Consider the following 25,426-nt stretch of genomic DNA (forward strand, 5'->3'; position numbering starts at 1 on the left):
CCACAATCCATACGCAGGCGGCCAGCCTCAGACCAGGCGTTGGGGGGCAGGGTGCCCACAGGAATTGGAAGCAAAAAAAAGCCCGCTAATGCGGGCTTGATGGTGACCGACGGATTTGGGCCCGCCCGGTCATCTATTTGTGAAAGCGTGCAGCTTTTCTGTGAACCTACACCTGATCAGAAGTCCAGGTTCGATACCGACAGCGCGTTGCTTTCGATGAACTCACGACGTGGCTCAACTGCATCACCCATCAGGGTGTTGAAGATCTGGTCAGCAGCGATCGCATCCTCGATGGTGACCTTGAGCATACGGCGGACGGTCGGGTCCATGGTGGTTTCCCACAGCTGGTCCGGGTTCATCTCACCCAGCCCTTTGTATCGCTGGATGGTGTGACGCTTGGTGGTCTCGTTCATCAGCCAGTCCAGGCCTTCCTTGAACTCGACGATTGCCTTACGGCGCTCACCACGCTGTACGTAAGCACCTTCACCCAACAGGCTCGACAGCTTGGCACCAACGTTGACCACCGTCCGGTAGTCATTGCTGCCGAAGAAGTCGCGGTTGAACGTGACGTAGCTGGCCAGGCCGTGGGAGGTGATTTCCACTTCCGGCAGCCATACGTTGCGCTCTTTGTCTTCACGCAGGCTGGCGTTGTAAGCCAGGCCAGACTTCTGGCTGTTGTTCAGACGCGCCTGGAACTGGGCCAGCCAGGCTTGCATCACTGCGTGGTCACCCAACTGCTCCAAGGTCACCTCAGGCAGGTAGATGAAGTGCTCGGTCAGCTCTTGCGGGTACAAACGCGACAGGCGTTTGAGCGTCTTCATGACACCACGGAATTCGTTTACCAGCGCTTCCAGCTGCACACCCGAAACTGCTGGCGCCGACTCGTCCAGGTGCAGGCTTGCGTCTTCAAGGGCCGATTGGGTCATGTATTCTTCCATGGCCTCGTCGTCCTTGATGTACTGCTCCTGCTTACCTTTTTTCACCTTGTACAGTGGCGGCTGGGCGATGTAGATGTAGCCGCGCTCGACCAGCTCCGGCAATTGACGGAAGAAGAAGGTCAGCAGCAGGGTACGGATGTGCGAACCGTCGACGTCAGCATCGGTCATGATGATGATGTTGTGATAGCGCAGCTTGTCGATGTTGTACTCTTCGCGGCCAATACCGCAGCCAAGCGCAGTGATCAGCGTGCCCACTTCCTGGGACGAGATCATCTTGTCAAAGCGTGCTTTCTCGACGTTGAGAATTTTACCCTTCAGCGGCAAGATTGCCTGGGTACGACGGTTACGGCCTTGCTTGGCCGAACCACCTGCGGAGTCACCCTCCACCAGGTACAGTTCGGAAAGGGCAGGGTCCTTCTCCTGGCAGTCCGCCAGTTTGCCTGGCAGCCCGGCGATATCCAGCGCACCTTTGCGGCGGGTCATCTCACGGGCTTTGCGTGCCGCTTCACGGGCACGCGCGGCGTCGATCATCTTGCCAACGACGGCCTTGGCCTCGTTCGGATTCTCCAGCAGGAAGTCGGAGAAGTACTTGTTCATCTCCTGTTCCACGGCGGTTTTCACCTCCGAGGAGACCAGCTTGTCTTTGGTCTGCGAGCTGAACTTGGGGTCCGGTACCTTAACCGAGATAATCGCGGTCAGGCCTTCACGGGCGTCGTCACCCGTGGTCGCCACCTTGTTCTTCTTGGCCAGGCCTTCCTGTTCGATGTAGCTGTTCAGGCTGCGGGTCAGCGAAGAACGGAAACCCACCAGGTGAGTACCGCCGTCGCGCTGAGGAATGTTGTTGGTGAAGCACAGCAGGTTTTCGTTGAAGCTGTCGTTCCACTGCAGAGCGACTTCCACACCGACGCCATCGTCACGCTGAACGTTGAAGTGGAACACCTGGGAGTTGACTGGCGTCTTGTTGGTATTCAGGTACTCGACAAATGCCCGCAGGCCACCTTCATACTTGAAGAACTCTTCCTTACCGCTGCGCTCATCCTTCAGCAGAATGCCAACGCCCGAGTTTAGGAACGACAACTCGCGGATACGTTTGGCCAGGATGTCCCAGCTGAAATGAATATTCTTGAAGGTTTCCGCCGACGGTTTGAAGTGGATATGGGTACCGGTGGTTTCACTTTCACCAACGACCGCCATCGGCGCTTGTGGTACGCCATGAACGTAGGTCTGTTCCCAGATCTTGCCACTACGGCGAACGGTCAGCACCAGCTTCTCGGACAGCGCGTTCACAACAGAAACACCTACGCCGTGCAAGCCGCCGGATACCTTGTAGGAGTTATCGTCGAACTTACCGCCGGCGTGCAGTACGGTCATGATGACCTCAGCTGCGGAAACGCCTTCTTCTTTATGCACGTCGACCGGAATGCCGCGACCGTTATCGCGCACACTGATGGATTCGTCCGTGTGGATGATGACAGTGATGTCATCGCAGTGACCGGCGAGGGCTTCGTCGATCGAGTTGTCGACCACCTCGAAGACCATGTGGTGCAGGCCGCTACCATCATCGGTGTCGCCAATGTACATGCCGGGACGCTTGCGTACGGCATCCAGACCTTTCAGCACTTTGATGCTGGAAGAGTCGTACGTTTGATTTTCGCTCATGCCTTCACTCCCGATGGTCGTGGGTCTGGGTGATACGGCCTTGTTCCACGTGGAACAAAGCAACTGGCGTTTCCGTCTGCCAGCCTTCCCTCAGTAATTCGTGATCTACACAGGTGATGAACACCTGGCAGCGTAATTCTTCTAGCAAGCGGCATAGCGCGCGGCGGTGCTTGTCATCCAGTTCGGACGGCAAGTCATCCACGAGATAAATACAGTGACCGCGGCGAGCCTGGCTAACGAGGTGGCCTTGGGCAATGCGCAACGCGCACACCACCAGCTTTTGCTGACCACGCGACAGGATGTCGGCCGCATTGTTGGCAGCCAGACGAAGACGCAGATCAGCACGCTGCGGACCGGCCTGGGTATGGCCCATCTGCTGATCGCGAAGGAGAGAGGATGCGAGTACTTCTTGCAGTTCCCGGTCCTTGTCCCAGCCTCGGTAATAGCTCAGGGTCAACCCGTCCAGCTCGACCAGTTCGCTCAGGGTTCGCTCGAAGACAGGCTTCAAGGCCTTGATGTAGTTGCGACGGTATTCATCTATTTCCGCGCTGGCCAGGCACAATTCCCGGTCCCAGGCGGCTTGCGAAGCTGCGTCAAGTGTACCATGCCGCAACCATGAGTTTCGCTGCCGCAGCGCCTTCTGCAGCCGTTGCCAGGCTGGCAGAAAACGAGGTTCCACGTGGAACACCCCCCAATCCAGGAACTGACGGCGTATTTTCGGGGCACCTTCCAGCAGCCGGAAACTGTCTGGGTTGATGAGCTGCAGCGGTAATAATTCCGCCAGCTGGGCAGCGCTGCGTGCGTTCTGCCCATCAATGCGTATGGTGAATTCTCCCTGCCGCTCACGGGACACACCCAAGTTGCTGGTACTACCTTCGGCCAACTGCACTTCGCCAAACACAGTGCAGGCAGGCTGTTCGTACTGGATGACCGGGTTCAGCCGGGTGCTGCGGAATGAGCGCGCCAAGCCGAGCAAATGCACGGCCTCAAGCACACTGGTCTTGCCACTGCCGTTGGCGCCGTAGAGGATATTGATACGGGGGGAGGGCGAGATAGTCACCGGGTGCAAGTTGCGCACCGCGGTGACCATGATCCGTCGAAGGGACATTGCGCCTGCTACTGGTTACAGGCGCATCGGCATGACAACGTAGGAAGAATCGTCATTGCCAGCTTCCTGCAGCAGCGCACTGCTGTTGGAATCGGACAGAATCAGACGAACTTGCTCGGTAGTCATCACGCCCAACACGTCCAGCAGGTAGCTGACGTTGAAGCCAATCTCCAGCGAACTACCTTCGTAGTCCACACTGATCTCTTCTTCAGCTTCTTCCTGTTCGGGGTTGTTGGCCTGGATCTTCAATTGGCCAGCGGCCAGTTGCAGGCGAATACCACGGTACTTTTCGTTGGAAAGAATCGCAGTACGGCTGAAGGCCTCACGCAGCGCCTGACGGTCGCCGACGACCAGCTTGTCGCCGCCCTTTGGCAGTACACGCTCGTAGTCCGGGAACTTGCCGTCCACCAGCTTGGAGGTGAAGGTGAATTCACCGGTAGTGGCGCGAATGTGGTGCTGGCCCAGGACGATGCTGACCATGCCTTCCGGGTCGGTCAACAGACGCGCCAGCTCAAGAATGCCTTTGCGTGGCACGATGACTTGATGGCGGTCCTCCTGCTCGATCGGCGCAGTCATGGAACACAGCGCCAGACGGTGGCCGTCAGTGGATACTGCGCGCAGGGTGTTACGGGAAACCTCCAGCAGCATGCCATTGAGGTAGTAACGCACATCCTGCTGGGCCATGGCGAAGCTGGTGCGTTCGATCAGACGGCGCAGCTTGCTCTGTTCCAGGTTACAGGTCAGCGAGCCCGGGCCTTCTTCCACAGTCGGGAAGTCATTGGCAGGCAGGGTCGACAGGGTGAAACGGCTGCGGCCGGCCTTTACCAACAGTTTCTGCTCGTCGACCTTGATGTCGATCAGCGCGTCGTTAGGCAGGCTTTTACAAATGTCCATCAGCTTGCGCGCCGGCACAGTGATTTCGCCAGGCTCGGCCGGCTCATCCAGTTGTACGCGGCCTACCAGTTCGACTTCCAGGTCGGTACCGGTCAACGACAGTTGCTGGCCTTGCACGACCAGCAATACGTTGGACAGGACCGGCAAGGTCTGACGGCGCTCTACGACACCGGCGACCAGTTGCAGGGGTTTCAACAGGGCTTCGCGTTGAATGGTGAAATGCATGGTCTAGTCCCTTGCCTTCAATTAGCTGCGCAGACGGCCATCAGGTCGTCAGCGTGCGCAGCAGGTTCTTGTAGTCCTCGCGGATGTCCGCATCGGATTCCTTCAATTCATTGATCTTGCGGCAGGCGTGCAGCACGGTCGTGTGGTCGCGACCACCGAACATGTCGCCTATCTCCGGCAGGCTGTGGTTGGTCAGCTCCTTGGACAGGGCCATGGCCACCTGACGTGGGCGCGCAACAGAACGCGAGCGGCGCTTGGACAACAGATCAGAGATCTTGATCTTGTAGTACTCGGCAACGGTTCGCTGAATGTTATCCACACTGACCAGTTTATCTTGCAGCGCCAGCAGGTCTTTCAGCGACTCACGGATCAACTCGATGGTGATATCGCGGCCCATGAAGTGCGAATGGGCGATCACCCGCTTCAGTGCACCTTCAAGCTCACGTACGTTGGAGCGAATACGCTGGGCAATGAAGAAGGCTGCATCATGCGGCAGCTCTACCTTGGCCTGGTCGGCCTTCTTCATCAGGATCGCTACACGGGTCTCCAGTTCTGGTGGCTCGACAGCCACCGTCAGCCCCCAACCGAAGCGCGACTTCAGGCGCTCTTCCAGGCCTTCGATCTCCTTGGGATAACGGTCAGAGGTAAGGATTACCTGCTGGCCGCCCTCAAGCAGGGCGTTGAAGGTATGGAAAAACTCTTCCTGTGAGCGCTCTTTGCGGGCAAAGAACTGGATATCGTCGATCAGCAACGCATCCACCGAACGGTAGAAGCGCTTGAATTCGTTGATGGCGTTGAGCTGCAGCGCCTTGACCATGTCTGCAACAAAGCGCTCCGAGTGCAGGTACACGACCTTGGCATTCGGGTTTTTCCTCAGCAGGTGGTTACCCACAGCATGCATAAGGTGGGTTTTACCCAGGCCAACGCCGCCATACAGGAACAGCGGGTTATAGCCATGCTTGGGATTATCAGCCACCTGCCAGGCTGCGGCGCGCGCCAACTGGTTCGACTTACCTTCAACGAAGGTGTCGAAGGTGAACGTGCGGTTCAGGTAGCTGGTGTGCTTGAGCGCACCTTCAACCTGTACGGTGCGCTGTTCGGTCCGGGCATTGCCGGCTGGCGGTGAAACGGGCTCGGCCATGGCATCGAATCTGTCACGCGAGGACGGCTCAGCCGGTTCATTGACCAGCACAGGCTCCGAGGCCGTTACAGCCACGTGTTCGACCGCTGCCGTTACCGGCAGCGGTTTTTGTGCCTGGCTTTGCGCCAGCGAAGCGGCCACGGCGGCGCTGACCGGCGCGTTAGGCGCAGCCCTTGCCGCCGAGCTGCGGCGGCTGCCTATTAATAAGGAAAGGGCAGGCGCAATGCCGCTGCCGTTTTCGCCCAGCAGCTCAAGCAAGCGGCCCAGGTACTTTTCATTGACCCAATCGAGAACGAAACGGTTAGGCGCATAGACGCGCAACTCGTCGCCTTCGGCTTCGACCTGTAGCGGACGGATCCAGGTGTTGAATTGCTGGGCAGGCAGTTCATCGCGCAGAAGCTCCACGCACTGCTGCCAAAGTTCCACTGACACGGATATCCCCTGAGTTTGAAAGCCGGATGAGGCAAAAACAAACCGCCATTGTACCGGTCGAGCGTTCAGTTATCCACATGTGGACACGTTAGGAACCATGACAAAACAGCCATTTATCGACCAAAACGGCTTTTACACGCTGTGAATAAGCCCTGTGGATAAGCGGCCATGAGGGCTATGCACAACCCTGGGTGCTGATCTGTTGATAACTCGACTGTGGATAAGCAGCTTTTTAATCCACAGGTTTCGACCACGATGAATACAAGCGCAGCACCGGTTAAGAACACAGTTGTAAAACTCTGTACAGCACGTGTTTTCTAGCCTACACGAGGTTATCCACAGAAGGTTATCCACCTAATATTTATAAGTTCTTCAGAAAAGCTTTTTATATGTCTCTTCTTTTTTTTCATGTTGTCCCTGATTCGTGTGTTCGATCAAGCACCCCTCGAGGATGAGCGAACAGGCACCGTCCATCACACGGCCTATAGGGAAACGCTGGTTGGAAATTGACCTATGGGCTTGCTTTCTCTAGAATCGCCGGTCTCTTAAAAAGGGGGCCATCCCGGCCCGTCGTCGACAAACCAGGTAACACGCCATGAAACGTACTTTCCAACCAAGCACCATCAAGCGCGCCCGCACCCACGGTTTCCGTGCCCGTATGGCTACCAAGAACGGCCGTGCTGTTCTGTCGCGTCGTCGTGCCAAAGGCCGTAAGCGTCTGGCCATTTGATTTTTCGGCACAGGTGGTGAGTCAGGACTTCAGTCGGGAAAAGCGACTGCTTACACCCCGACACTTCAAAGCGGTCTTCGACTCCCCAACCGGCAAGGTTCCAGGGAAAAACCTGCTGATCCTTGCTCGCGAGAACGGTCTCGATCACCCACGTCTCGGCCTGGTGATCGGCAAGAAGAGCGTCAAGCTCGCCGTTCAACGCAACCGCCTCAAGCGCTTGATGCGCGATTCCTTTCGTCTGCACCAGCAATCGCTTGCCGGGTTGGACATCGTGATCGTCGCGCGCAAGGGATTGGGGGATGTAGAAAACCCGGAATTGCACCAACACTTTGGCAAACTCTGGAAACGCCTGGCGCGCAGCCGGCCAACTCCAGCAGTCACCGCCAATTCCGCAGGGGTAGACAGCCAAGATGCGTAAACTGGCACTCGTTCCGATCCAGTTTTACCGTTACGCCATTAGTCCTCTGATGGCCAATCACTGTCGTTTTTTCCCCAGTTGCTCCTGTTACGCTTATGAAGCCATCGAAAACCATGGCATCTGGCGTGGTGGGTGGCTGGCCGTTCGTCGCCTGGGGCGTTGTCATCCGTGGAATGACGGCGGTTTCGACCCCGTCCCGCCCGCTCCTTCCTCCCGAACTTCTTCGATAGCCGAGTAATCATGGATATTAAACGCACGATCCTGATCGCCGCGCTGGCAGTCGTGTCCTACGTCATGGTCCTGAAGTGGAACGATGACTACGGCCAGGCTGCCCTGCCGACTCAGAATACTGCTGCCAGCACTGTTGCTCCGGGCTTGCCCGATGGCGTGCCGGCCGGTAACAACGGCGCCAGCGCCGATGTACCGAGCGCCAACGCCGAATCGAGCCCTGCCGAACTGGCACCGGTCGCACTCAGCAAGGACCTGATCCGAGTCAAGACCGACGTTCTGGAACTGGCTATCGATCCGGTCGGTGGTGACATCGTCCAGTTGAACCTGCCGAAGTACCCACGCCGTCAAGACCACCCGAACATTCCATTCCAGTTGTTCGACAATGGTGGTGAGCGTGTTTACCTGGCACAAAGCGGCCTGACCGGTGCCAATGGCCCGGATGCCCGCGCCAGCGGCCGGCCGCTGTATGCCGCCGAACAGAAAAGCTTCCAGCTGGCCGACGGCCAGGAACAACTGGTGGTCGATCTGAAATTCAGCGACAACGGTGTCAACTACATCAAGCGCTTCAGCTTCAAGCGCGGTGAGTACGACCTGAGTGTCAGCTACCTGATCGACAACCAGAGCGATCAGGCCTGGAGCGGCAACATGTTTGCCCAGCTCAAGCGTGACGCCAGCGGCGATCCGTCTTCGAGCACTGCAACCGGCACTGCAACCTACCTGGGCGCAGCCCTGTGGACAGCTTCCGAGCCTTACAAAAAGGTCTCGATGAAGGACATCGACAAAGGTAGTTTGAAAGAAAATGTGTCCGGCGGCTGGGTTGCCTGGCTGCAGCACTACTTCGTGACTGCCTGGATTCCGGCCAAGTCGGACAACAACGTTGTCCAGACCCGCAAGGACAGCCAGGGCAACTACATCATCGGCTATACCGGCCCTGCGCTCAGCGTACCTGCAGGTGGCAAGGTCGAAACCAGCGCCATGCTGTACGCCGGCCCGAAAATCCAGTCCAAGCTGAAAGAGTTGTCCCCAGGCCTGGAACTGACCGTCGACTACGGCTTCCTGTGGTTCATTGCCCAGCCGATCTTCTGGCTGCTGCAACATATCCACAGCCTGCTGGGTAACTGGGGCTGGTCGATCATCGTGCTGACCATGCTGATCAAAGGCCTGTTCTTCCCGCTGTCGGCTGCCAGCTACCGCTCGATGGCGCGCATGCGCGCTGTTGCGCCCAAGCTCGCCGCACTGAAGGAACGCTTCGGTGACGATCGCCAGAAGATGTCCCAGGCGATGATGGAGCTGTACAAGAAAGAGAAGATCAACCCGCTGGGCGGCTGCCTGCCGATCCTGGTGCAGATGCCGGTATTCCTGGCCCTGTACTGGGTGCTGCTGGAAAGCGTGGAAATGCGCCAGGCCCCATGGATGCTGTGGATTACCGACCTGTCGATCAAGGATCCGTTCTTCATCCTGCCGATCATCATGGGCGCTACCATGTTCATCCAGCAGCGTCTGAACCCGACGCCGCCGGATCCGATGCAGGCCAAGGTGATGAAAATGATGCCGATCATCTTCACCTTCTTCTTCCTGTGGTTCCCGGCTGGTCTGGTGCTGTACTGGGTTGTGAACAACTGCCTGTCTATTTCGCAGCAGTGGTACATCACCCGCCGTATCGAAGCAGCCACCAAAAAAGCTGCTGCTTGACGGGCTAGTACGCTAGCCTGTGAATAAAAAACGCCCCCTAGTGGGGCGTTTTTGCTATCTGTCGTTTTTGTCGTAGAGGCTTTCGAGCATGAACACTGTGCGTGAAACCATCGCCGCCATCGCTACCGCGCAAGGCCGTGGCGGTGTGGGTATTGTCAGGTTGTCCGGCCCCTTGGCTGGCAAGGCCGGGCAATTGATCACCGGCCGTACCCTGACCCCTCGTCATGCCCATTACGGCCCGTTCCGCGATGATGAAGGGCTGGTGCTGGACGAAGGGATTGCGCTGTTCTTCCCAGGGCCGAATTCGTTCACCGGCGAAGATGTGCTCGAGTTGCAGGGCCACGGTGGCCCGGTGGTTCTGGATATGCTGCTGCAGCGCTGTGTACAAGTTGGCTGTCGGCTGGCCCGCCCTGGCGAGTTCAGCGAACGCGCCTTCCTCAACGACAAGCTCGACCTGGCCCAGGCCGAAGCCATTGCCGACCTGATCGAGGCCAGCTCCAGCCAGGCAGCGCGCAACGCCCTGCGCTCGCTGCAAGGGGAATTCTCCAAGCGTGTGCACAGCCTGACCGAGGCGTTGATTGCCCTGCGTATCTACGTCGAGGCAGCGATCGACTTCCCGGAGGAGGAGATCGACTTTCTTGCCGATGGCCACGTGCTGTCGATGCTCGATGCCGTGCGTGGCGAGTTATCCACCGTACAGCGTGAGGCCGGCCAGGGCGCCCTGCTACGTGACGGTATGACCGTGGTCATCGCCGGCCGACCAAACGCCGGCAAGTCGAGCCTGCTGAACCAGTTGGCCGGACGGGAAGCAGCCATCGTCACTGATATCGCCGGTACTACCCGGGACATCCTGCGTGAACATATCCACATCGACGGTATGCCGCTGCATGTGGTCGATACCGCCGGTTTGCGTGATACCGACGATCATGTGGAAAAAATCGGCGTAGAACGCGCGCTGAAGGCCATTGGCGAGGCCGATCGCGTGTTGCTGGTGGTCGACTCCACCGCACCCGAGGCCAGCGACCCGTTCGCCTTGTGGCCGGAGTTTCTCGATCAGCGGCCTGACCCGGCGAAGGTCACGCTGATTCGCAACAAAGCTGACCTGAGTGGTGAGCGGGTAGGGTTGGAACAGTGCGATGACGGGCATGTGACCATCACCCTCAGCGCCAAGGGCGACGACACAGGGCTGCAACTGCTGCGCGACCATCTGAAGGCCTGCATGGGTTACGAACAGACTGCCGAGAGTGGCTTCAGCGCCCGCCGGCGCCATCTGGATGGCTTGCGCCAGGCCAGCGAGCACCTGGAGCACGGCCGTGCCCAACTGACGTTGGCGGGTGCAGGAGAGCTGCTGGCTGAGGACTTGCGCCAGGCACAGCATGCGCTGGGAGAAATCACCGGCGCGTTCAGCTCGGATGACCTGCTGGGGCGGATTTTCTCCAGCTTCTGCATCGGCAAGTAATCCACAGCCAGGCAACGCGGCACGCCGCTCCTTCGGGAGCGGCTTTTTTTTGCCTGAAATTCGTTGCAGGAGATGACCGCAGTCAGGCGAGCCGCTCCCACTTTGTCCACGTCTGGGCGCTATTTCAAAAATTTTTTCATCCACAAGCACGTATTTACGATCAGGAGCCCTGTGGAAAACCCGCCTTCAGCTCGGTTGATAACCAGTCTTTTTTTCTGAGGAAAAATCCGCCTGTGGGTAAATAGCCATTTAATCCACAGGCTAAAAGGTGTTATCCAGAGGCCTCATGGCACTCCAACCACAGGGTTTAATTTCTCTCTACACGACGTAATTTGTGGCCTGTAAGGCTTTATCCACAGATATCGTTGTGCATAAGAATAAACATAAAAACAAAGCTTTTATAAATTTCTTCTTGTTGATTTCTGTTGTCTGCCACTCATCCACAGACTGGTCAAAATTTGTTCAGACGGTTTCTTTAAAGGGGGTGAAGTCCCTATACTTGTCGGCTTACCTTCTCTATTCGCAAAAACAGGCACGAGGTGCGTGGTGGATTTCCCTTCCCGTTTTGAAGTGATCGTCATCGGCGGCGGCCATGCCGGTACCGAGGCTGCGCTTGCGTCTGCACGCATGGGTGTGAAAACCCTGCTGCTGACCCATAACGTGGAAACCCTCGGTCACATGAGCTGCAACCCCGCCATCGGCGGTATTGGCAAAAGCCATCTGGTCAAAGAGATCGATGCCCTCGGCGGCGCCATGGCGCTGGCCACTGACAAGAGCGGCATCCAGTTCCGCGTTTTGAACAACCGCAAGGGCCCGGCCGTACGTGCCACCCGTGCCCAGGCCGACCGCGCCATCTACAAGGCAGTGGTGCGTGAAATCCTGGAGAACCAGCCGAACCTGTGGATATTCCAGCAGTCCTGCGACGACCTGATCGTCGAGCAGGACCAGGTCAAAGGCGTGGTGACGCAGATGGGTCTGCGTTTCTTCGCCGAATCGGTGGTATTGACCACCGGTACTTTCCTCGGCGGGCTTATCCACATTGGTTTGCAAAACCATTCCGGTGGTCGTGCCGGTGATCCACCTTCGATTGCCCTGGCCCACCGCATGCGTGAACTGCCGCTGCGCGTCGGTCGCCTGAAAACCGGTACACCGCCGCGCATCGATGGTCGCTCGGTGGATTTCTCGGTCATGACCGAGCAGCCAGGCGATACGCCAATCCCGGTGATGTCGTTCATGGGCAATGCCCAGATGCACCCACGCCAGGTGAGCTGCTGGATTACCCACACCAATGCGCGCACCCACGAGATCATTGCCTCGAACCTCGACCGTTCGCCGATGTACTCGGGCGTGATCGAAGGTGTCGGCCCACGTTACTGCCCGTCCATCGAAGACAAGATCCACCGCTTTGCCGACAAGGAAAGCCACCAGGTGTTCATCGAGCCGGAAGGCCTGACCACCCACGAGCTGTATCCCAACGGTATTTCCACTTCCCTGCCGTTCGACGTGCAGCTGGAACTGGTGCGCTCGATCCGCGGCATGGAAAACGCTCACATCGTGCGCCCGGGCTACGCCATCGAGTACGACTACTTCGACCCGCGTGACCTCAAGTACAGCCTCGAGACCAAAGTGATCGGCGGCCTGTTCTTCGCCGGGCAGATCAACGGCACCACCGGTTACGAAGAGGCCGGTGCACAAGGCTTGTTGGCGGGTACCAACGCTGCACTGCGTGCGCAAGGCCGCGAAAGCTGGTGCCCGCGTCGCGATGAGGCGTACATCGGGGTACTGGTCGACGACCTGATCACCCTGGGTACCCAGGAGCCGTACCGCATGTTCACTTCGCGTGCCGAGTACCGCTTGATCCTGCGCGAAGACAACGCAGACCTGCGCTTGACCGAAAAAGGCCGCGAACTCGGCTTGATCGACGACGAGCGCTGGGCTGCTTTCTGCACCAAGCGCGACGGTATCGAACGAGAGGAACAGCGCCTCAAGTCCACCTGGGTTCGCCCGAATACCGAGCAAGGCCAGGCGGTTGTGGATAAGTTCGGCACTCCGCTCAGCCACGAATACAGCCTGCTTAACCTGTTGGCCCGCCCGGAAATCGACTATGCCGGCCTGATTGAGGCGACCGGCGGTGAAGCGATCGATCCACAGGTAGCCGAGCAGGTCGAGATCCGGACCAAATACGCCGGTTACATCGACCGCCAGCAGGATGAAATCGCACGACTGCGCGCCAGTGAAGATACCCAGCTGCCTGTGGATATCGACTACTCGACGATTTCCGGGCTGTCCAAGGAGATCCAGGGCAAGCTGGGTCAGACCCGTCCGCAAACGTTGGGCCAGGCTTCTCGCATCCCGGGCGTGACCCCGGCAGCCATTTCCCTGTTGCTGATTTACTTGAAAAAACGCGGCGCTGGCCGCGAATTGGAGCAAAGCGCTTGAGTTCCCTGGTCACCCCGCAACATGCCGAAGAGTTGTCCACAGGTGCCCGCCAGCTCGGTGTCGAGCTAAGCCCGGAGCAGCACGAAAAGCTGCTCGGCTACCTGGCCCTGTTGATCAAATGGAACAAAGCCTACAACCTCACTGCCGTCCGTGATCCGGACGAGATGGTTTCCCGCCATCTGCTCGACAGCCTCAGCGTCATGTCGTTTATCCACAGCGAGCGCGATAACTGGCTGGATGTTGGCAGTGGTGGTGGCATGCCGGGCATTCCCCTGGCTATCCTTCATCCGCGCAAACAGGTGACGGTGCTGGATAGCAATGGCAAAAAGACCCGCTTCCTGACCCAAGTGAAAATGGAACTCAAGCTGGATAACCTGCAGGTTATCCACAGCCGGGTCGAAGCCTTCCAACCGGCTCAGCCGTTCGACGGAATCATCTCCCGCGCTTTCAGCAGCATGGAGAATTTCACCAACTGGACCCGCCATCTGGGCGACACCGGGACGCAATGGCTTGCAATGAAGGGGCTGCATCCTGCCGATGAACTGGTAGCATTGCCCGCAGACTTCACAGTGGAAAGCGAACAGGCCCTGACCGTTCCGGGTTGCCAGGGCCAGCGCCATCTGCTGATACTGCGCCGCAAGGCATGACTGGGAACACGCGCATCAATGGCTAAGGTATTCGCAATCGCGAACCAGAAAGGTGGTGTAGGCAAGACTACCACCTGTATCAATCTCGCCGCCTCGCTGGCCGCGACCAAGCGTCGTGTGCTGCTGATCGACCTCGATCCGCAGGGCAACGCCACCATGGGCAGCGGTGTGGACAAACACGAGCTCGAGCACTCGGTCTACGACCTGCTGATCGGGGAATGCGACCTGGCCCAGGCCATGCATTACTCCGAACACGGTGGTTTCCAGTTGCTGCCGGCCAACCGAGACCTGACCGCCGCCGAAGTGGTGCTGCTGGAAATGCAGGTCAAGGAGAGCCGCCTGCGCAACGCTCTGGCGCCCATCCGCGAGAGCTACGACTACATCCTCATCGACTGCCCACCGTCGCTGTCCATGCTCACCCTGAACGCTCTGGTCGCTTCCGATGGCGTGATTATCCCCATGCAGTGCGAGTACTACGCGCTGGAAGGTCTCAGCGACCTTGTGGATAACATCAAGCGCATCGCTGCCCGGTTGAATCCGGAGCTGAAGATCGAAGGCCTGCTGCGGACCATGTTCGACCCGCGCCTGAGCCTGAACAACGATGTTTCGGCGCAGTTGAAGGAGCACTTCGGCCCGCAGCTGTACGACACGGTCATTCCGCGAAACATTCGCCTGGCCGAGGCCCCCAGCTTCGGCATGCCTGCCCTGGCCTACGACAAGCAGTCGCGTGGTGCGCTGGCTTATCTGGCCCTGGCTGGGGAACTGGTTCGCCGTCAACGCCGTCAATCACGCACTGCACAAACAACTTAAGGAATCCGTATGGCCGTCAAGAAACGGGGTCTCGGACGTGGGTTGGATGCACTGCTCAGTGGTCCTTCCGTCAGCGCGCTCGAAGAGCAGGCTGTGAAGATCGACCAGAAAGAACTGCAACACCTGCCGGTCGAGCTGATTCAGCGGGGCAAGTACCAGCCACGCCGGGACATGGACCCCCAGGCGCTGGAAGAGCTTGCGCACTCGATTCGCAGCCATGGCGTGATGCAACCGATCGTGGTCCGCCCGATTGGCGACAACCGCTACGAGATCATTGCCGGTGAGCGCCGCTGGCGTGCCACCCAGCAGGCCGGCCTGGACACGATCCCGGCCATGGTCCGTGAAGTGGCGGATGAAGCCGCCATTGCCATGGCGCTGATCGAGAACATCCAGCGCGAAGACCTCAACCCGCTGGAAGAGGCCATGGCCCTGCAGCGCCTGCAGCAGGAATTCGAGCTCACCCAGCAACAGGTGGCTGACGCCGTAGGCAAATCGCGGGTAACCGTGGCCAACCTGCTGCGCCTGATTACCCTGCCTGACGCGATCAAGACCATGCTCGCCCACGGTGACCTGGAGATGGGCCATGCACGCGCATTGCTCGGCCTGGACGAAAACCGTCAGGAGGAGGGGGCGCGTCATGTTGTCGCACGTGGCCTCACCGTGCGCCAAACCGAGGCACTGGTACGTCAGTGGCTGAGTGACAAGCCTGATCCGGTCGAACCGAGCAAACCTGATCCGGACATCGCACGCCTTGAACAGCGGCTCGCAGAGCGCCTGGGCTCGGCCGTTCAGATCCGTCATGGCAACAAGGGCAAAGGCCAGTTGGTTATTCGCTACAACTCGCTTGACGAGTTGCAAGGCGTGCTTGCTCACATCCGCTGAAACAATTCCTGTTGTAGCGCGCAGTCGGAAATCACTACCGAAGAGTTGAATAGGGGTTAATCCACCCCTATACTCTGCGCGCATTTTGTCGGCACAAATTATGCCAAGTCATAACTGACTTGTTGGTCGACTTCCGAGGAGCAGTTGTGATGGAAATCCGCACGCCAAACCGCCTGCCTTTCCATCGCTGGGCGGTTTTTCCGGTACTGCTGGCTCAATTTGTCGTACTGCTGCTGGCAACATTGGTTTTGTGGCAGTGGAAAGGGGTGGTCAGTGGATATTCAGGCCTTTGCGGAGGTTTGATCGCTTGGCTGCCCAATGTGTATTTCGCCTGGAAGGCTTTTCGCTTCAGCGGGGCTCGGGCGGCACAAGCCATCGTCAAGTCGTTTTACGCTGGCGAGGCAGGCAAGATGATTTTGACGGCAGTGCTTTTTGCACTGACCTTCGCAGGAGTGAAGCCACTGGCGCCGTTGGCAGTATTCGGCGTCTTCGTGTTGACCCTTTGGGTCAGCTGGTTCGCGCCCCTGCTGATGAATAAAAGACTTTCGAGACCTTAAGGGCGTTTGAGGCAACCATGGCAGAAGAAACCGCTTCGGGTTATATCCAGCACCACTTGCAGAACCTGACCTATGGTCAATTACCAGACGGCAGCTGGGGCTTCGCCCATTCGGCTGCAGAAGCCAAGGCAATGGGCTTCTGGGCGTTCCACGTGGACACCCTGGGTTGGTCCGTCGCGCTGGGTTTGATCTTCCTGTTCATCTTCCGCATGGCGGCCAAGAAGGCAACTTCCGGTCAACCTGGCGGTTTGCAGAACTTCGTGGAAGTGATGGTCGACTTCGTCCATGGCAGCGTGAAGGACTCCTTCCACGGCCGTAGCCCGGTGATTGCACCACTGGCGCTGACCATCTTCGTCTGGGTATTCCTGATGAACGCCGTCGACCTGGTACCGGTCGACTGGATTCCTCAGCTGGCCATCCTGATTTCCGGTGATCCGCACATTCCGTTCCGCGCCGTGTCGACCACCGACCCGAACGCGACCCTGGCCATGGCCTTCAGTGTGTTCGCCCTGATCATTTTCTACAGCATCAAGGTCAAGGGCCTGGGCGGCTTCCTCGGTGAGCTGACCCTGCACCCGTTCGGCAGCAAGAACATCTTCCTGCAGATCCTGCTGATTCCGGTCAACTTCCTGCTGGAATTCGTCACCCTGATCGCCAAGCCGATCTCGCTGGCACTGCGTCTGTTCGGCAACATGTATGCCGGCGAACTGGTGTTCATCCTGATCGCTGTAATGTTCGGCTCCGGCCTGCTCTGGCTGAGCGGCCTGGGTGTGGTGCTGCAATGGGCGTGGGCTGTGTTCCACATCCTGATCATCACCCTGCAAGCTTTCATCTTCATGATGCTGACCATCGTCTACCTGTCGATGGCACACGAAGATAACCATTAAGACCGCCTGGCGTGTCTGATAGCCTTTCCCGCCGGTTTGGGGGGAGGGCTTAAAAAGTCCGCAAGGGCATGCTGTACCAAACGATTTGTTTTACCGCTTCAACTTAAAAACCTAACCAATACGACGTAAAAGTCGGGAGGAAAGATGGAAACTGTAGTTGGTCTGACCGCTATCGCTGTTGCTCTGCTGATCGGCCTGGGTGCTCTGGGTACCGCCATTGGTTTCGGCCTGCTGGGCGGCAAATTCCTGGAAGGCGCTGCTCGCCAGCCAGAAATGGTTCCAATGCTGCAGGTTAAAATGTTCATCGTTGCCGGTCTGCTCGACGCCGTAACCATGATCGGTGTTGGTATCGCTCTGTTCTTCACCTTCGCGAATCCGTTCGTTGGTCAAATCGCCGGCTGATCACTCGTTAACCACGAGTTGATAGCTGTGATGAACCAAAGACCGAGCGAGGTGTTGGCGTGAATATTAATGCAACCCTGATTGGCCAATCCGTTGCCTTCCTGATTTTTGTACTCTTCTGCATGAAGTATGTATGGCCTCCGGTCATCACTGCCCTGCAAGAGCGCCAAAAGAAGATTGCCGACGGCTTGGACGCTGCCAACCGCGCAGCTCGCGACCTGGAGCTGGCCCAAGAGAAAGCGGGTCAGCAACTGCGTGAAGCTAAAGCACAGGCAGCCGAAATCATTGAGCAAAGCAAGAAACGCGCTGCTCAGCTTGTCGAGGAAGCCCGTGAACAGGCCCGCGTCGAAGCTGACCGTGTGAAGGCTCAGGCTCTGGCCGAGATCGAACAGGAACTGAACAGCGCTAAAGACGCCCTGCGTGCCCAAGTGGGTGCTCTGGCCGTTGGCGGTGCTGAAAAGATCCTTGGCGCCACAATCGATCAAAACGCGCATGCGGAGCTGGTTAACAAACTGGCCGCTGAAATTTAAGCGAGGGCGATCATGGCAGAACTGACCACGTTGGCCCGACCTTACGCTAAGGCTGCCTTTGAGCATGCCCAGGCCCATCAGCAACTGGCCAATTGGTCAGCCATGCTCGGCCTGGCTGCTGCGGTGTCGCAAGATGACACCATGCAGCGCCTGCTCAAGGCCCCGCGACTGACGAGCGCAGAAAAGGCCGCCACGTTCATTGACGTGTGCGGTGACAAGTTCAATGCACAGGCACAGAATTTCATTCATGTTGCCGCGGAAAACGACCGTCTCCTGCTTTTGCCGGAGATTGCCAATCTGTTCGACCTGTACAAGGCCGAGCAAGAGAAATCCGTGGACGTGGAAGTCACCAGTGCCTTCGCGTTGAACCAAGAACAGCAAGACAAACTCGCCAAGGTTCTCAGTGCACGGTTAGGCCAGGAAGTGCGCCTGCACGCGTCGGAGGATGCCAGCCTGATTGGCGGCGTCGTCATCCGCGCTGGTGACCTGGTAATCGATGGCTCTGTTCGCGGCAAAATCGCGAAACTGGCCGAAGCATTGAAATCTTGAGTTTGAAGGGGCAGCAGAGCAATGCAGCAACTCAATCCTTCCGAAATTAGTGAAATCATCAAGGGCCGCATCGACAACCTCGATGTGAGCTCCCAAGCCCGTAACGAAGGTACCGTTGTTTCGGTATCCGACGGTATCGTGCGGATCCACGGTCTGGCCGACGTCATGTACGGCGAAATGATCGAGTTCCCTGGCGGCGTCTACGGCATGGCCCTGAACCTGGAGCAAGACTCCGTAGGTGCAGTGATCCTGGGTGCCTATGACACCCTCGCCGAAGGCATGAGCGCCAAGTGCACCGGCCGCATCCTGGAAGTTCCGGTTGGTAAGGAACTGCTGGGTCGCGTCGTTGACGCACTGGGCAACCCGATCGACGGCAAAGGTCCTCTGGGCAACACCGAGACCGACGCGGTCGAGAAAGTTGCTCCAGGCGTGATCTGGCGTAAGTCGGTAGACCAGCCTGTACAGACTGGCTACAAATCCGTCGACGCCATGATCCCTGTCGGCCGTGGCCAGCGTGAGCTGATCATTGGCGACCGTCAGATCGGCAAGACCGCCATGGCCATCGACGCCATCATCAACCAGAAAGACTCCGGTATTTTCTGCGTTTATGTTGCTGTCGGCCAGAAGCGTTCCACCGTTGCCAACATCGTTCGCAAGCTGGAAGAAAACGGCGCCCTGGCCAACACCATCGTGGTGGTTGCCAGTGCTTCGGAATCCGCCGCACTGCAATTCCTGGCGCCATACGCCGGTTGCACCATGGGCGAGTTCTTCCGTGACCGCGGTGAAGACGCACTGATCGTTTACGATGACCTGTCCAAGCAGGCCGTTGCCTACCGTCAGATCTCCCTGCTGCTGCGCCGTCCACCAGGACGTGAAGCGTACCCAGGCGACGTGTTCTATCTCCACTCCCGTCTGCTGGAGCGTGCATCGCGCGTTTCGGAAGAGTACGTCGAGAAGTTCACCAACGGTGCTGTCACTGGCAAAACCGGTTCCCTGACCGCTCTGCCAATCATCGAAACCCAGGCTGGCGACGTTTCCGCGTTCGTTCCGACCAACGTGATTTCCATCACCGACGGTCAGATCTTCCTGGAATCGGCCATGTTCAACTCGGGCATCCGCCCTGCAGTGAACGCCGGTGTTTCGGTATCCCGCGTAGGTGGTGCCGCTCAGACCAAGATCATCAAGAAGCTGTCCGGTGGTATTCGTACCGCTCTGGCTCAGTACCGTGAACTGGCTGCATTCGCCCAGTTCGCGTCCGATCTGGACGAAGCGACCCGCAAGCAGCTGGAGCATGGTCAGCGCGTTACCGAGCTGATGAAGCAGAAGCAGTACGCGCCGATGTCCATCGCGGACATGGCCCTGTCGCTGTACGCCGCTGAGCGTGGCTTCCTGACTGACGTAGAAGTCTCCAAGGTCGGCAGCTTCGAGCAATCGCTGATCGCCTACTTCAACCGTGATCACGCCGAATTGCTGGCGAAGATCAACGTGAAGGGTGACTTCAACGACGAAATCGACGCTGGCCTGAAAGCCGGTATCGAGAAGTTCAAGGCCACCCAGACCTGGTAAGCCGCAGCGGGGGCCCTGGCCCCCGCTTGCTAACCTGATAGGTGATACATGGCAGGCGCAAAAGAGATTCGCAGTAAGATTGCGAGCATCAAAAGCACGCAAAAAATTACCAGCGCCATGGAGAAAGTGGCGGTCAGCAAAATGCGCAGGGCACAAATGCGCATGGCTGCTAGCCGTCCTTACGCGGAGCGTATCCGCCAGGTGATCGGTCATCTGGCCAACGCCAACCCGGAATACCGCCACCCGTTCATGATCGAGCGCCCTGTAAAGCGCGCCGGTTATATCGTGGTGAGCAGTGACCGTGGTCTGTGCGGTGGCTTGAATACCAACCTGTTCAAGGCCCTGGTCAAGGACATGAGCGCAAACCGCGAACAGGGCGTGGAAATCGACCTGTGCGTGATCGGCAGCAAGGGTGCGACTTTCTTCCGCATCTTTGGCGGCAACGTTGTAGCCGCGATCAGCCACTTGGGCGAAGAGCCATCGATCAACGACTTGATCGGCTCCGTCAAAGTGATGCTGGACGCCTACCTGGACGGCCGTATCGATCGCCTTTCGGTGGTTTCGAACAAGTTCATCAACACCATGACCCAACAACCGACGGTAGAGCAATTGGTACCGTTGGTGGCAACCCCGGATCAAGAACTCAAGCATCACTGGGATTACCTGTACGAACCCGACGCAAAAGAGCTGCTGGACGGCTTGATGGTGCGTTATGTGGAGTCGCAGGTGTACCAGGCGGTGGTCGAGAACAACGCTGCTGAACAAGCGGCCCGGATGATCGCCATGAAAAACGCCACAGACAACGCCGGTGATTTGATCAAAGAGCTGCAATTGATCTACAACAAGGCGCGTCAGGCTGCGATCACCCAGGAGATCTCGGAAATCGTCGGCGGCGCTGCCGCGGTTTAACGGTTCAAAAATTCAGAGGATCCAGCTATGAGTAGCGGACGTATCGTTCAAATCATCGGCGCCGTCATCGACGTGGAATTCCCACGTGACGGCGTGCCGAGTGTATACAACGCGCTGAAAGTACAAGGCGCGGAAACCACTCTGGAAGTTCAGCAGCAGCTGGGCGACGGCGTGGTTCGTACCATTGCGATGGGCTCGACCGAAGGCCTGAAGCGCGGTCTGGATGTCGTCGACACCGGTGCTGCCATTTCCGTTCCTGTTGGTAAGGCCACCCTGGGCCGCATCATGGACGTACTGGGCAACCCGATCGACGAAGCCGGCCCGATCGGTGAAGAAGAGCGTCGCGGTATCCACCAGCCAGCGCCTTCGTTCGCTGACCAGGCAGGCGGCAACGACCTGCTGGAAACCGGCATCAAGGTTATCGACCTGGTTTGCCCGTTCGCCAAGGGTGGTAAGGTTGGTCTGTTCGGTGGTGCCGGTGTCGGCAAGACCGTAAACATGATGGAACTGATCCGTAACATCGCCATGGAACACAGCGGTTACTCCGTGTTCGCTGGTGTGGGTGAGCGTACTCGTGAGGGTAACGACTTCTACCACGAGATGAAGGACTCCAACGTTCTCGACAAAGTAGCGCTGGTCTACGGTCAGATGAACGAGCCACCAGGAAACCGTCTGCGCGTAGCGCTGACCGGCCTGACCATGGCTGAGAAGTTCCGTGACGAAGGTAACGACGTTCTGCTGTTCGTCGACAACATCTATCGTTACACCCTGGCCGGTACCGAAGTATCCGCACTGCTGGGCCGTATGCCTTCGGCAGTAGGTTACCAGCCGACCCTGGCTGAAGAGATGGGCGTTCTGCAAGAGCGCATCACCTCCACCAAGGAAGGTTCGATCACCTCCGTTCAGGCCGTATACGTACCTGCGGACGACTTGACCGACCCGTCGCCAGCGACCACCTTCGCCCACTTGGACGCCACCGTCGTTCTGTCCCGTGACATCGCCTCCCTGGGTATCTACCCAGCGGTCGACCCACTGGACTCGACTTCGCGCCAGCTGGACCCGAACGTGATCGGCAATGAGCACTACGACACCGCTCGTGGCGTTCAGTATGTTCTGCAGCGCTATAAAGAGCTGAAGGACATCATTGCGATCCTGGGTATGGACGAACTGTCCGAGACCGACAAGCAACTGGTAGCCCGCGCTCGTAAGATCCAGCGCTTCCTGTCGCAGCCGTTCTTCGTGGCCGAAGTCTTCACCGGTTCGCCAGGCAAGTACGTTTCCCTGAAAGACACCATCGCTGGCTTCAGCGGCATCCTCAAAGGTGACTACGACCACCTGCCAGAACAAGCGTTCTACATGGTCGGCAGCATCGACGAAGCGATCGAGAAAGCCAAGAAACTGTAATTCCTGCGCCCCGCAAGGGGCGCTATCAGGTTGAGGCAAGCAGATGGCTATGACAGTCCATTGCGATATCGTCAGCGCGGAAGGAGAAATTTTCTCCGGTCTGGTCGAGATGGTGGTTGCGCACGGTAACCTGGGTGATCTTGGTATCGCTCCAGGCCACGCGCCGCTGATCACCAATCTGAAGCCAGGTCCGATCACGCTGACCAAGCAGGGTGGCGCCCAAGAGGTGTTCTACATCTCTGGTGGTTTCCTCGAGGTCCAGCCGAACATGGTCAAGGTGCTTGCCGATACCGTGCAACGTGCTGCAGACCTGGATGAAGCGCAAGCTCAGGAAGCCCTCAAGGCTGCTGAGAACGCCCTGATTTCCAAAGGCGCGGACTTCGACTACAGTGCCGCCGCTGCACGTCTGGCCGAGGCCGCAGCTCAGCTGCGTACCGTCCAGCAAATGCGCAAAGGCAAGTAATCGGCCACGGCTGATAACTTCTGTTGCGATTGAGTAAAAGGGTAGCCTCGGCTACCCTTTTTCTTTTTCTGATTTTCTCCCCCGGTCTTTCACTGACCGCCCAGGATTGGTAGCCAGTAATGTCACTCGATATCGTTATTCTCGCCGCCGGCCAAGGTACCCGCATGCGCTCGGCGCTGCCCAAGGTGCTGCACCCGGTAGCCGGCAACTCCATGCTCGGCCATGTTATCCACAGCGCGCGCCAACTGCAGCCGCAAGGCATTCACGTGGTCATTGGCCACGGTGCCGAGCTGGTGCGTGAGCGCCTGGCCGCTGACGACCTGAACTTCGTCATGCAGGAAAAACAGTTGGGTACCGGGCATGCGGTAGCCCAGGCGCTGCCGGCCGTGACAGCCGACACCGTGCTGGTGCTGTACGGCGATGTACCGTTGATCGAAGTGGAGACCCTGCAGCGTCTGTTGGCCAAGGCCAATGACCAGCAGCTGGGCCTGCTCACTGTCACCCTCGACGACCCGACCGGCTATGGCCGCATCGTGCGTGACGAGCAGGGCAAGGTGACCGCCATCGTTGAGCACAAGGACGCCAACGACGCGCAGAAAGCGATAAAGGAAGGCAACACCGGTATCCTGGCCCTGCCAGCCGCGCGCCTGGCCGACTGGATGGGCCGCCTGTCGAACAACAACGCCCAAGGCGAGTATTACCTGACCGACGTCATCGCCATGGCGGTGGCTGATGGCCTGGTCGTGGCCACCGAACAGCCACACGACCCGATGGAAGTGCAGGGCGCCAACGATCGTCGCCAGCTGTCCGAGCTGGAGCGTCACTACCAACTGCGTGAAGGCCGCCGCCTCATGGCCCAGGGTGTGACCTTGCGTGACCCGGCACGCTTTGATGTACGGGGTGAGGTGACCGTTGGTCGTGACGTGCTGATCGACATCAACGTGATTCTCGAAGGCAAGGTGGTGATCGAGGACGATGTGCAGATCGGCCCTAACTGCGTCATCAAGAACACCACCTTGCGCAAAGGCGCGGTGGTCAAGGCCAACAGCCACCTTGAAGGCGCCGTGATGGGCGAGGGCAGCGATGCCGGCCCGTTCGCTCGCTTGCGCCCAGGCAGCGTGCTGGACGCCAAGGCCCATGTGGGTAACTTTGTCGAACTGAAAAACGCCCACCTGGGTGAAGGCGCCAAGGCCGGTCACCTGACCTACCTGGGCGATGCCGAGATTGGTGCGCGCACCAACATCGGCGCTGGCACCATTACCTGCAATTACGATGGCGCGAACAAGTTCAAGACGGTGATGGGCGAAGACGTGTTCATCGGTTCGAACAACTCACTCGTGGCGCCTGTGGAAATCAAGGCCGGCGCGACCACCGCCGCCGGTTCGACCATCACCCAGGCTGTTGAAGCCGGGGACCTGGCAGTGGCCCGTGCGCGCCAGCGCAACATCGCGGGCTGGAAGCGCCCGGAGAAGATCAAGAAGAGCTGAGCTATTCACAGCTGTTTGATCGAAAGCCGACCTATGTGAATAGGTCGGCTTTTTTATTGGGAGTTTCCCGGCCCCTTCAAGAGCGCTCCAACACAGATAAAACTATCCACAGGTCAGCAAGAACTTGACGAATGATCTGTCTTAGGTTTTGATTGCCATCATTATCTTTCGAATCGAAACTTAACCGATCATGTCGAAACGAAACACCCCACAGCGCCGCCACAACATCCTGGCTCTTCTCGCAGAGCAGGGGGAGGTGAGTGTGGACGCACTGGCCAAGCGTTTCTCAACCTCGGAAGTCACCATTCGCAAAGACCTCGCCGCCTTGGAAACCAACGGCCTTTTGTTACGCCGCTACGGTGGCGCGGTGCCTGTGCCCCAGGAGCTGCTCGGTGAGCCGGCCCAGCCGGTTTCTTCCTACAAGAAAGCCATTGCCCGTGCTGCTGTAGGGCTGATCCGTGAACACGCGCGCATCATCATCGACAGCGGCAGCACCACCGCCGCGATGATCCCCGAGCTGGGGCGTCAGCCCGGCCTGGTGGTGATGACCAATTCGCTGAACGTGGCCCGCGCCATCTGCGACCTCGAACACGAGCCTGTGCTGCTGATGACCGGTGGCACCTGGGACCCGCATTCCGAATCGTTCCAGGGCCAGGTGGCGGAGCAGGTACTGCGCTCCTACGATTTTGACCAGCTGTTCATCGGTGCCGACGGCATCGACCTTGGCCGGGGCACCACCACCTTCAACGAGCTGCTTGGGTTGAGCCGGGTCATGGCCGAGGTCACCCGCGAAGTGATCGTGATGGTCGAGTCGGACAAAGTGGGGCGCAAGATCCCCAACCTAGAGCTGCCTTGGGGCAGCGTGCACACCCTTATTACAGATGAGCGCCTGCCCGCAGCGGCACGCGAACACATTCAAGCCCGCGGCATCAACCTGATCTGCGCCGCGATCAGCCAGGAGCAATAA

General features: G+C 58.4%; 24 protein-coding genes. 20 read left to right on the plus strand and 4 right to left on the minus strand.

Features of this window, described 5'->3' with window-relative positions:
- Nucleotides 1–176: 176 nt before the first annotated feature.
- From gyrB to dnaA, 4 genes are read right to left on the minus strand one after another with little or no spacing between them, the layout of a single operon-like run.
- A complete protein-coding gene (gene gyrB, locus P0Y58_02235; protein ID WEK31028.1) occupies nt 177–2,597 on the minus strand; it encodes a DNA topoisomerase (ATP-hydrolyzing) subunit B in 2,421 nt (806 codons plus the stop codon).
- A 4-nt stretch (nt 2,598–2,601) separates the two neighbouring features.
- Nucleotides 2,602–3,705: a DNA replication/repair protein RecF gene (recF, locus tag P0Y58_02240; GenBank protein WEK31029.1), complete on the minus strand. Its 1,104-nt coding sequence runs from the start codon at nt 3,703–3,705 to the stop codon at nt 2,602–2,604.
- A gap of 15 nt (nt 3,706–3,720) precedes the next feature.
- Nucleotides 3,721–4,824, minus strand: a complete 1,104-nt coding sequence (gene dnaN, locus P0Y58_02245; protein ID WEK31030.1) for a DNA polymerase III subunit beta — start codon at nt 4,822–4,824, stop codon at nt 3,721–3,723.
- 40 nt (nt 4,825–4,864) lie between these two features.
- Nucleotides 4,865–6,397, minus strand: coding sequence for a chromosomal replication initiator protein DnaA (gene dnaA, locus P0Y58_02250; GenBank protein ID WEK31031.1), 1,533 nt, complete (start codon nt 6,395–6,397; stop codon nt 4,865–4,867).
- Between the two features lie 595 nt (nt 6,398–6,992).
- Here dnaA and rpmH point away from each other — a divergent pair.
- The 20 genes from rpmH to P0Y58_02350 all read left to right on the plus strand — a co-directional run bounded on the left by rpmH (nt 6,993) and on the right by P0Y58_02350 (nt 25,426).
- The gene (gene rpmH, locus P0Y58_02255; GenBank protein WEK31032.1) at nt 6,993–7,127 is read left to right on the plus strand and encodes a 50S ribosomal protein L34; all 135 of its coding nucleotides are present in this window, start codon (nt 6,993–6,995) and stop codon (nt 7,125–7,127) included.
- Between the two features lie 13 nt (nt 7,128–7,140).
- Nucleotides 7,141–7,545, plus strand: a complete 405-nt coding sequence (gene rnpA / locus P0Y58_02260; protein ID WEK33258.1) for a ribonuclease P protein component — start codon at nt 7,141–7,143, stop codon at nt 7,543–7,545.
- A complete protein-coding gene (gene yidD / locus P0Y58_02265; protein WEK31033.1) occupies nt 7,538–7,783 on the plus strand; it encodes a membrane protein insertion efficiency factor YidD in 246 nt (81 codons plus the stop codon). The genes rnpA and yidD overlap by 8 nt, the downstream gene beginning before the upstream one ends.
- 2 nt (nt 7,784–7,785) lie before the next feature.
- Nucleotides 7,786–9,468: a membrane protein insertase YidC gene (gene yidC / locus P0Y58_02270; protein WEK31034.1), complete on the plus strand. Its 1,683-nt coding sequence runs from the start codon at nt 7,786–7,788 to the stop codon at nt 9,466–9,468.
- 88 nt (nt 9,469–9,556) lie between these two features.
- Nucleotides 9,557–10,927 (plus strand): tRNA uridine-5-carboxymethylaminomethyl(34) synthesis GTPase MnmE, encoded by a 1,371-nt coding sequence (gene mnmE / locus P0Y58_02275; protein WEK31035.1) that lies wholly within the window; start codon nt 9,557–9,559, stop codon nt 10,925–10,927.
- Between the two features lie 546 nt (nt 10,928–11,473).
- Nucleotides 11,474–13,366 carry a tRNA uridine-5-carboxymethylaminomethyl(34) synthesis enzyme MnmG gene (gene mnmG, locus P0Y58_02280; GenBank protein WEK31036.1) on the plus strand — a complete coding sequence of 631 codons (1,893 nt, stop codon included), beginning with the start codon at nt 11,474–11,476 and terminating at the stop codon, nt 13,364–13,366.
- Entirely contained in the window at nt 13,363–14,013 is a 651-nt protein-coding gene (gene rsmG, locus P0Y58_02285; protein ID WEK31037.1) for a 16S rRNA (guanine(527)-N(7))-methyltransferase RsmG, read from the plus strand. Before mnmG ends, rsmG begins: the two co-directional genes overlap by 4 nt.
- Before the next feature lie 18 nt (nt 14,014–14,031).
- A complete protein-coding gene (locus tag P0Y58_02290) occupies nt 14,032–14,823 on the plus strand; it encodes a ParA family protein (protein WEK31038.1) in 792 nt (263 codons plus the stop codon).
- Nucleotides 14,824–14,832: 9 nt separating this feature from the next.
- A complete protein-coding gene (locus tag P0Y58_02295) occupies nt 14,833–15,705 on the plus strand; it encodes a ParB/RepB/Spo0J family partition protein (GenBank protein WEK31039.1) in 873 nt (290 codons plus the stop codon).
- Between the two features lie 149 nt (nt 15,706–15,854).
- Nucleotides 15,855–16,262, plus strand: a complete 408-nt coding sequence (locus tag P0Y58_02300; protein ID WEK31040.1) for a F0F1 ATP synthase subunit I — start codon at nt 15,855–15,857, stop codon at nt 16,260–16,262.
- A gap of 17 nt (nt 16,263–16,279) precedes the next feature.
- Nucleotides 16,280–17,149 carry a F0F1 ATP synthase subunit A gene (gene atpB / locus P0Y58_02305; GenBank protein ID WEK31041.1) on the plus strand — a complete coding sequence of 290 codons (870 nt, stop codon included), beginning with the start codon at nt 16,280–16,282 and terminating at the stop codon, nt 17,147–17,149.
- 144 nt (nt 17,150–17,293) lie between these two features.
- A complete protein-coding gene (gene atpE / locus P0Y58_02310) occupies nt 17,294–17,551 on the plus strand; it encodes a F0F1 ATP synthase subunit C (GenBank protein ID WEK31042.1) in 258 nt (85 codons plus the stop codon).
- Nucleotides 17,552–17,610: 59 nt separating this feature from the next.
- Nucleotides 17,611–18,081, plus strand: a complete 471-nt coding sequence (locus tag P0Y58_02315) for a F0F1 ATP synthase subunit B (protein WEK31043.1) — start codon at nt 17,611–17,613, stop codon at nt 18,079–18,081.
- Between the two features lie 12 nt (nt 18,082–18,093).
- Nucleotides 18,094–18,630 carry a F0F1 ATP synthase subunit delta gene (locus tag P0Y58_02320; protein ID WEK31044.1) on the plus strand — a complete coding sequence of 179 codons (537 nt, stop codon included), beginning with the start codon at nt 18,094–18,096 and terminating at the stop codon, nt 18,628–18,630.
- Nucleotides 18,631–18,651: 21 nt separating this feature from the next.
- On the plus strand, nt 18,652–20,196 hold the full coding sequence (gene atpA / locus P0Y58_02325) for a F0F1 ATP synthase subunit alpha (protein ID WEK31045.1): 1,545 nt from the start codon (nt 18,652–18,654) through the stop codon (nt 20,194–20,196).
- A 48-nt stretch (nt 20,197–20,244) separates the two neighbouring features.
- Nucleotides 20,245–21,105, plus strand: a complete 861-nt coding sequence (gene atpG, locus P0Y58_02330) for a F0F1 ATP synthase subunit gamma (protein ID WEK31046.1) — start codon at nt 20,245–20,247, stop codon at nt 21,103–21,105.
- Between the two features lie 27 nt (nt 21,106–21,132).
- Entirely contained in the window at nt 21,133–22,509 is a 1,377-nt protein-coding gene (gene atpD, locus P0Y58_02335) for a F0F1 ATP synthase subunit beta (GenBank protein WEK31047.1), read from the plus strand.
- 43 nt (nt 22,510–22,552) lie between these two features.
- The gene (locus P0Y58_02340) at nt 22,553–22,972 is read left to right on the plus strand and encodes a F0F1 ATP synthase subunit epsilon (GenBank protein WEK31048.1); all 420 of its coding nucleotides are present in this window, start codon (nt 22,553–22,555) and stop codon (nt 22,970–22,972) included.
- Nucleotides 22,973–23,091: 119 nt separating this feature from the next.
- Nucleotides 23,092–24,459, plus strand: a complete 1,368-nt coding sequence (glmU, locus tag P0Y58_02345) for a bifunctional UDP-N-acetylglucosamine diphosphorylase/glucosamine-1-phosphate N-acetyltransferase GlmU (GenBank protein ID WEK31049.1) — start codon at nt 23,092–23,094, stop codon at nt 24,457–24,459.
- A gap of 187 nt (nt 24,460–24,646) precedes the next feature.
- The gene (locus P0Y58_02350) at nt 24,647–25,426 is read left to right on the plus strand and encodes a DeoR family transcriptional regulator (GenBank protein WEK33259.1); all 780 of its coding nucleotides are present in this window, start codon (nt 24,647–24,649) and stop codon (nt 25,424–25,426) included.

It is taken from the genome of Candidatus Pseudomonas phytovorans, from assembly GCA_029202525.1.
GTDB lineage: Bacteria > Pseudomonadota > Gammaproteobacteria > Pseudomonadales > Pseudomonadaceae > Aquipseudomonas > Aquipseudomonas phytovorans.

Bases quoted from the DNA above. Each gene is read 5' to 3' on its own strand.
- gyrB (WEK31028.1), bottom strand. From the start codon at position 2,597: ATGAGCGAAAATCAAACGTACGACTCTTCCAGCATCAAAGTGCTGAAA.
- recF (WEK31029.1), bottom strand. From the start codon at position 3,705: ATGTCCCTTCGACGGATCATGGTCACCGCGGTGCGCAACTTGCACCCG.
- dnaN (WEK31030.1), bottom strand. From the start codon at position 4,824: ATGCATTTCACCATTCAACGCGAAGCCCTGTTGAAACCCCTGCAACTG.
- rpmH (WEK31032.1), top strand. From the start codon at position 6,993: ATGAAACGTACTTTCCAACCAAGCACCATCAAGCGCGCCCGCACCCAC.
- yidD (WEK31033.1), top strand. From the start codon at position 7,538: ATGCGTAAACTGGCACTCGTTCCGATCCAGTTTTACCGTTACGCCATT.
- yidC (WEK31034.1), top strand. From the start codon at position 7,786: ATGGATATTAAACGCACGATCCTGATCGCCGCGCTGGCAGTCGTGTCC.
- mnmE (WEK31035.1), top strand. From the start codon at position 9,557: ATGAACACTGTGCGTGAAACCATCGCCGCCATCGCTACCGCGCAAGGC.
- P0Y58_02290 (WEK31038.1), top strand. From the start codon at position 14,032: ATGGCTAAGGTATTCGCAATCGCGAACCAGAAAGGTGGTGTAGGCAAG.
- P0Y58_02295 (WEK31039.1), top strand. From the start codon at position 14,833: ATGGCCGTCAAGAAACGGGGTCTCGGACGTGGGTTGGATGCACTGCTC.
- P0Y58_02300 (WEK31040.1), top strand. From the start codon at position 15,855: ATGGAAATCCGCACGCCAAACCGCCTGCCTTTCCATCGCTGGGCGGTT.
- atpB (WEK31041.1), top strand. From the start codon at position 16,280: ATGGCAGAAGAAACCGCTTCGGGTTATATCCAGCACCACTTGCAGAAC.
- atpE (WEK31042.1), top strand. From the start codon at position 17,294: ATGGAAACTGTAGTTGGTCTGACCGCTATCGCTGTTGCTCTGCTGATC.
- P0Y58_02320 (WEK31044.1), top strand. From the start codon at position 18,094: ATGGCAGAACTGACCACGTTGGCCCGACCTTACGCTAAGGCTGCCTTT.
- atpA (WEK31045.1), top strand. From the start codon at position 18,652: ATGCAGCAACTCAATCCTTCCGAAATTAGTGAAATCATCAAGGGCCGC.
- atpG (WEK31046.1), top strand. From the start codon at position 20,245: ATGGCAGGCGCAAAAGAGATTCGCAGTAAGATTGCGAGCATCAAAAGC.
- atpD (WEK31047.1), top strand. From the start codon at position 21,133: ATGAGTAGCGGACGTATCGTTCAAATCATCGGCGCCGTCATCGACGTG.
- P0Y58_02340 (WEK31048.1), top strand. From the start codon at position 22,553: ATGGCTATGACAGTCCATTGCGATATCGTCAGCGCGGAAGGAGAAATT.
- glmU (WEK31049.1), top strand. From the start codon at position 23,092: ATGTCACTCGATATCGTTATTCTCGCCGCCGGCCAAGGTACCCGCATG.